At 62.9% G+C, this 6147-nt stretch carries 5 protein-coding genes; 3 read left to right on the top strand and 2 right to left on the bottom strand.

From position 1 onward, the window contains the following. Positions 1-1049: 1049 nt before the first annotated feature. Genes FHR95_RS16845 through FHR95_RS16835 form a run of 3 tightly spaced genes read left to right on the top strand, consistent with a single transcriptional unit; the run spans position 1050 to position 3232 of the window. The gene (locus tag FHR95_RS16845) at positions 1050-1649 is read left to right on the top strand and encodes a GbsR/MarR family transcriptional regulator (RefSeq protein ID WP_183315287.1); all 600 of its coding nucleotides are present in this window, start codon (positions 1050-1052) and stop codon (positions 1647-1649) included. Beyond that, a complete protein-coding gene (locus FHR95_RS16840) occupies positions 1636-2310 on the top strand; it encodes a cysteine hydrolase family protein (protein ID WP_183315286.1) in 675 nt (224 codons plus the stop codon). The genes FHR95_RS16845 and FHR95_RS16840 overlap by 14 nt, the downstream gene beginning before the upstream one ends. A 40-nt stretch (positions 2311-2350) precedes the next feature. After that, entirely contained in the window at positions 2351-3232 is an 882-nt protein-coding gene (locus tag FHR95_RS16835; RefSeq protein ID WP_183315285.1) for a glycine betaine ABC transporter substrate-binding protein, read from the top strand. A 57-nt stretch (positions 3233-3289) separates the two neighbouring features. Here the strand turns inward: FHR95_RS16835 and FHR95_RS16830 are convergent, their stop codons facing one another. Both FHR95_RS16830 and FHR95_RS16825 read right to left on the bottom strand, forming a co-directional pair. Then, positions 3290-4780 carry a CoA-acylating methylmalonate-semialdehyde dehydrogenase gene (locus FHR95_RS16830; RefSeq protein WP_183315284.1) on the bottom strand — a complete coding sequence of 497 codons (1491 nt, stop codon included), beginning with the start codon at positions 4778-4780 and terminating at the stop codon, positions 3290-3292. A gap of 16 nt (positions 4781-4796) precedes the next feature. After that, positions 4797-6080, bottom strand: coding sequence for a M24 family metallopeptidase (locus FHR95_RS16825; RefSeq protein WP_183315283.1), 1284 nt, complete (start codon positions 6078-6080; stop codon positions 4797-4799). Between the last annotated feature and the right edge of the window lie 67 nt (positions 6081-6147).

The following is a 6147-nucleotide window of genomic DNA, read 5'->3' as shown; positions in this document are numbered from 1 at the left end:
ACCCGCTACGACAAGTTGGCCAGCAGCTTCAAAGCGATGGTATGCCTGGCCTGCATAGATCGCTGCTTGCGTGCCAACTTTTCAGACAGAACCTAAGTAGCTTTCCATTGCATGGAAACGTTCATGCTATCTCATGACACGAAACTGCCTCTCCACAGCCTCCTGGAGAGACAGCCAGTGTGTGTAAAGAATCGACGATGTTTTCGCACAGCCTCGGTCGATAACGGCCATCCATTCGCGCTGTAAGGAGCACTCCCACGATAACCGCTGCCATGGGCAGGATTCGCATCGCTTTGAGTGAGTAAGATGTCTGACTGTCGCATACTCCTTTGCCCTATCACCTGACCGGAAATAACCTCTATCGTAGACGCAAATCTCTAATGTTGCCCGAATGGATAGCGATTTCTCCATCAACGTAAGCGATGGCTTACAAGAGTAGATTATTACCGACGGCTACGCGTCGTTATTGACGTCAAGAGCCGAAGCAAAGGCTGGTGGTGCTTATGCGCTGGGGCCGTGTCGAGCGGAGCCCAACTGCAACAGAATATGCCACGGCGTGAACCGGTAGGCAGACACCACATCGCTCATCCGCTAGGCATGGGAGATGCATGAGCCTGGGCTGGTAGGTAGGTCGGGCGTCCGCTGGGACGTTCAGCTTCTCGTGACGTCTGGGCGGAGCGGCACTGGGAGACGGCTTTACGGCGGGTAAAAGCGATCCGAGCCAGAGCCGTAGGCGTTGAGATCACCGCACAGCGACGCCTTCCCGCCACTGCCACCGCCACCGTGGTAAGAACACTAGCCGCGGACTTCCCCTCCCTCGGTGCACTGTCCACCACTCCGCGACCTGACGGAACCTGCTCAGTCGTCGTTGCCACGTGCGCAGCCAACGACGACTTTCGCCATGGCGTCGATACGCCAACCGTCAGGGACTCAAGCAAGCCTACTGCTGCACACACGCGATACCCCCTCGGCTTGCCGAGTTGACTCCCCCCACCGTTCTGTTTATTTTGTTCAATATGTTCAATACAAAATGAACTAAGAGGTATGCCATGCAGGAGACAGACGCCCAGCGCCTGGAGGAGGCGCGTGACGTGATGATCAGCGCCCTTGCACAGAGCATGGTGGCCTACGGCATGACGCCCTCTGTGGGTCGGATCTATGCCGTGCTCTATTTCGCTGCCTCACCGTTGACGCTTGACGACATCAAGGACGAGGTCGCCATGAGCAAGGCGAGCGTCAGCACCGGCGTCCGCGAGCTGATCGATTCCGGCATGGTGGTGAAGGTCTGGAAGAAAGGCGATCGCAAGGATCACTACATTGCCGAGAAGGACTTCTTCAAGAATTTCCTGAACTTCATGATCAAGATGCTGCGCCTGGAGCGCGGCATCATGCAAAAGGCGGTTGAGCAGACAGAGCCCGTCATGCGCGAGATCGCCCAGCATGGGGCCGACAGTGACACCAGGGCGCTCGCCGCCCGGGATCACGCGCTGGTAAGCGACTCGAGGCCCTACCTGCGCTGGATCATGCAGATGGCCAATGCCATGGAGTCAGGTGAGATCTTCGAGCATTTCCCCCGGCCCGAGCGAGATGAACGCCAGGCCCCCCTTCAGGAGAACGTCAAGCATGGAGATAAGCATGGAGACCCGTGAAACCGCCCTTGTGGTAATCGACCTGCAGAAGGAGAGCGGCTTTGGCCTGTTCGGGCTGGACGAGGTAGTGCGCAACACCCAGCGCATGATCGAATCCTGCCGCGCGGCCGGCATCCCGGTGATCTACACCCGTCAGATCAATCGCCACGATGGGGTCGGGCTCTCGCTCGATGAGCCCCGTCACGCCAGCGGCGAGCCGCAGTTCTACGCCGATAACCGCGACAGCATCGAGATCGTGGAGGCGGTCAAGCCCCAGGACACGGACATCGTGATCGATAAACACCGCTGGAGCGCCTTTTGCGACACCAGCCTGGACCTGATGCTGAAGAGCCTAGGCGTCAAGCGGCTGATCATCGGCGGCGTGGTCACCGACGGGTGCCTGATGACATCGGTGTTCGACGCCTACTTCCGCGATTACCGCATTCATCTGGTTCACGACATGTGTACCACCTCCAGCGAGGGGGCCCACATGGCGGCGATGACGATCATGGCCAATTGGGTCTATGCCCTGGAAGTGCTAGACACCGACAACATGATCAAGTGGCTGGAAGGACGCGAATATGCCGCCTGGCAAGCGGACAAGGTCGATGCCCTGCCGTTTACCCCGGAAACCCTGCGCGAGGCTTATGGAACGCTGACCGCCCCTGCCACTGCGCAGTGAGTCGACCCTTTCAACACCACCGTCAACAGAAGGTCTACGCATGAAACTCTCACGCCTATCCACAACGTTACTCACGGTCACGATGGTCGCCACAGGTGCCCAGGCCGCCGATCAGCGGCCGCTGACGGCCGAGGGTGTCGAGGACACGACCATCACCTTCGGCATGCCGGCCTGGACCAGTACCGAAGCGCCCACCGCCATAGCCGCGCAGATCCTGGAAGAGACGGGCTACACCGTCGAAACGAAGCTGCTTGCTCAACCCGCCATCTTCCAGGGGATGAAGGTCGAGCAGATCGAGTTCTTCATGGACGCCTGGCTACCGCACACCGAAGCGGCTCGCTGGAACGAGTACCAGGATGACCTTCAAAAAGTGGCCACCAGCTACAAGGATGTACCACTCGGCTGGGTCGTGCCTGCCTATGTCGAGGAGGAAACCATCGGCGACCTAGCGGGCAAGGCGGACAAGTTCGGCGGACAGGTAGTCACCATCGGTGCCGGTGCCGGCATGGTGGATATTTCTGAAAAGGTGATGGCCGATGACGCCTATGACCTTGATGGATATGAACATGCCTACACCAGCGAAGCCGCCATAATGGGCGTTCTCCGAGAAAAGATCCCCAACAAGACGCCCTTCATCATCACCGGCTGGCGTCCGCACTCCATGTTTTCGCAATACGACCTGAAGTTTCTGGAGGATACGCAGGGGCATTTCCAGTTCGACAGCGTTTTCGTGCTCTCGTACCAGGGGATCGAAGACAAGTATCCGCGCGCCTACGACATCATGTCCCAGTGGAGCATCAGCGTTGCCGAGCTGGAAGCGATGATGGCGGCGTATGAAAATAACGGCACCTCTTTCGAAGCCTCCGCCGCCGCCTGGATAGAGGATAACCGCGAACGTGTGGACAAGATGCTGGGGCAATGACACACCATCGCCCATCCACAGGGATGGGCGATGCGTTTGCCTGGGTTGGCGGGTGCGTTAGTTGGAGGGGAAGTTCAGCTGGGCCTGTTCCCGTGAGTTCTGGGCGGGCCAGCGCTGGGAGACCGCCTTGCGGCGGGTATAGAAGCGCACCGCGTCGGGGCCGTAGGCGTGGAGGTCGCCGAACAGCGACTCCTTCCAGCCACCGAAGCTGTGGAAGGCCACCGGCACCGGCAGCGGCACGTTGATGCCCACCATGCCCACCTCGATGGCATCGCTGAAGCGCCGTGCGGCCTCGCCGTCGCGAGTGAACACGCAGGTGCCGTTGCCGTACTGGTGGGCGTTGATCAGCGCGATGGCCTCCTCGAAGGTCTCGACGCGCACCACGCAGAGCACCGGACCGAAGATCTCCTCGCGGTAGATGCCCATCTCCGGGGTCACCCGGTCGAACAGGGTGGCGCCCAGAAAGTAGCCCGGCGATGCCGTCACCAGCGGATGCTGGCGGCCGTCGACTACCAGCTCGGCGCCGGCTGCCTCGCCCTGCTCGATGTAACCCGCCACCTTGTCGCGGTGCGCGGCATTGACCAGAGCGCCCATGTCGAGGCCCGTCTCGGTGCCCGGGCCAATCTTCAGGGTGCGCGCCTGCTCGCCGACTTTCGCCACGAGGGCATCGGCGGTGGCATCGCCCACGCACACCGCCACGGAGATTGCCATGCAGCGCTCGCCGGCACTGCCGAAGGCGGCGCCGATCAGGGTGCTGGCGGCATTATCCAGGTCGGCGTCGGGCAGCACCACGGCGTGGTTCTTGGCCCCGCCCAGCGCCTGCACGCGCTTGCCGTTGTCGGCACCGCGGCGGTAGATCGATTTCGCCACCGGCGTGGAGCCGACGAAGCTGAGCGCCTTCACCTCGGGGGCGTCGATCAGCGCCTCCACGGCCTCGCGGTCGCCGTGCACCACCTGGAAGAGCCCGACGGGCAGGCCCGCCTCCTCCAGCAGCTCGGCCATCTTGAGCGAGGCCGAGGGCACCTGCTCGGAGGGCTTGAGGATGAAGGCGTTGCCGCAAGCGATCGCCATCGGATACATCCACAGCGGCACCATGGCCGGGAAGTTGAACGGCGTGATGCCGGCGACGATGCCCAGCGGCTGGTGGTTGGACCAGGTGTCGATGCCCGGGCCGGCGTTGTGGGAGTACTCGCCCTTGAGCAGTTCCGGTACGCCGCAGGCGTATTCAACGTTCTCGATGCCGCGCTTGAGCTCGCCCATGGCATCCTCGAGCACCTTGCCGTGCTCCTTGGCAACCAGGGCGCAGATCTCGTCGGCGTCGCGCTCCAGCAGCATCTTGAAGCGGAACATCACCTGAGCGCGCTTGGCCGGCGGCGTATCGCGCCAGGCCGGCTGTGCTGCCCGGGCGGCGTCGATGGCGCGCTCCACGGTGGCGCTGTCGGCCAGGGGCACGCGGCCAATCACCTCGGCGCTGGCCGGATTGATCACGTCCAGATGGCGCTCGCCGTCCAGGCGCTCGCCACCGATCCAGTGGGTCAGGGTCTGCATGTTGCGTCCTTGTGCCTCAGTATTCACGGCCGAGCAGTGCCTCGTTGAAGGGGTAGCGGGAGAGCTTCGCGATGCCGGTGTCGGTGATCAGCACCTCTTCCTCGAGCTTGACACCGTCGGCGGCGCCCACCTCGCCGATGTAGCTCTCCACCGAGACCACCATGCCGGGCTCGAGCACGCCATCCTTGGAGAAGCGGTCGAAGTCCATGTGGTGCGCCACCAGCGGGGTCTCGCCGTGCATGCCCACCCCGTGGATGATCGAGGGGTAGCGACGATCCAGGAATCGCTCGGGAATCTTCCAGGCCGTTTCGGCGATCTCGCGATAGCTCATACCCGGCTTTAGGATGCCCATGTTGTGGTGCACCTGGTCATAGGCCATGCGGTAGAGCTCGCGCTGGTAGGCACTGGGCTTGCCCGGGCCGACGTGGAAGGTCCGCGAGAAGTCGGAGTAGTAGCCGTGGCAACCGATGGTGTCGGTGTCCAGCGCCACCAGCTCGCCGGGGCGGATCTTGCGGTCGCTGGCCTCGTGGAACCAGGGGTTGGTGCGCGGCCCGGAGTTGAGCAGGCGGGTCTCGATGAACTCGCCACCGCCGCGGATCACCTCGCCGTACATGATGGCGAACAGCTCGTTCTCGGTGACGCCGGGCTTGATCGCGGCCTCCACCTCGGCCACCGAGGCCTCGCTTGCCGCCATGGACTGGGCCAGGCAGGCGATCTCCTCGGGGGTCTTGATGCGCCGACAGTGCAGGGTGTCCTGCATGCAGTCGAAGACATCGAGGCCCTGGGCCTCCAGCGAGCGGGCCAGATTGAGCGCGCAGCGGTCCAGGCCGACCTTCTTGTTGCCGCGGCCGTGCTCCTGGACCAGCTCGGCGATCTCCACGCCGAAGGGATCCGAGGAGAGGTTGTCGCGCTGGTTCACCGCCGACCACACCACCTTGGAGGTGCGCGACTCGTCGATGGTCTCCAACCAGGTGGAGATGTGCGCGCTGCCCGGGTACTCGAAGAGGATGATCGGGCCTTCCAGCGGCACATAGACGTAGCGCGTGGAGTTGCGCAGGAAGTAGCCGAACATGTTGCGCGACCCGGTGGCGTAGCGCTGATTGTTGGGGTCGAACAGCACCAGGGCGGCGTAGCCCTGCTCGGCCATCATGGCGCGCAGGCGCGACAGGCGCCCGGCGCGCAGCTGCACGGGGTCGAAGGCGGTGGGGATGCTGTCGCCGTTGGCCATCGGGGCCGAGGGCACGACCGGGATCTGGTCCGGTTCGCTGTCGGTCAGTTTCTCTGACTCTACGATGCTCATGGGGTCTCTCGCTGTGTCGTCAGGGGGATGGCCGCCGGCGCGGCGACCATCCGAATGGGCTTGCCAG

It is taken from the genome of Halomonas fontilapidosi (genome assembly GCF_014192285.1).
GTDB classification, from domain to species: Bacteria; Pseudomonadota; Gammaproteobacteria; order Pseudomonadales; family Halomonadaceae; genus Halomonas; species Halomonas fontilapidosi.
Note: the sequence above shows the minus strand (reverse complement) of the source record. Positions and strands in the feature narration are given on the sequence as shown.

Coding starts and splice junctions, on each gene's coding strand:
- FHR95_RS16825 (WP_183315283.1), bottom strand. CDS start 6,080: ATGAGCATCGTAGAGTCAGAGAAACTGACCGACAGCGAACCGGACCAG.
- FHR95_RS16835 (WP_183315285.1), top strand. CDS start 2,351: ATGAAACTCTCACGCCTATCCACAACGTTACTCACGGTCACGATGGTC.
- FHR95_RS16840 (WP_183315286.1), top strand. CDS start 1,636: ATGGAGACCCGTGAAACCGCCCTTGTGGTAATCGACCTGCAGAAGGAG.
- FHR95_RS16830 (WP_183315284.1), bottom strand. CDS start 4,780: ATGCAGACCCTGACCCACTGGATCGGTGGCGAGCGCCTGGACGGCGAG.
- FHR95_RS16845 (WP_183315287.1), top strand. CDS start 1,050: ATGCAGGAGACAGACGCCCAGCGCCTGGAGGAGGCGCGTGACGTGATG.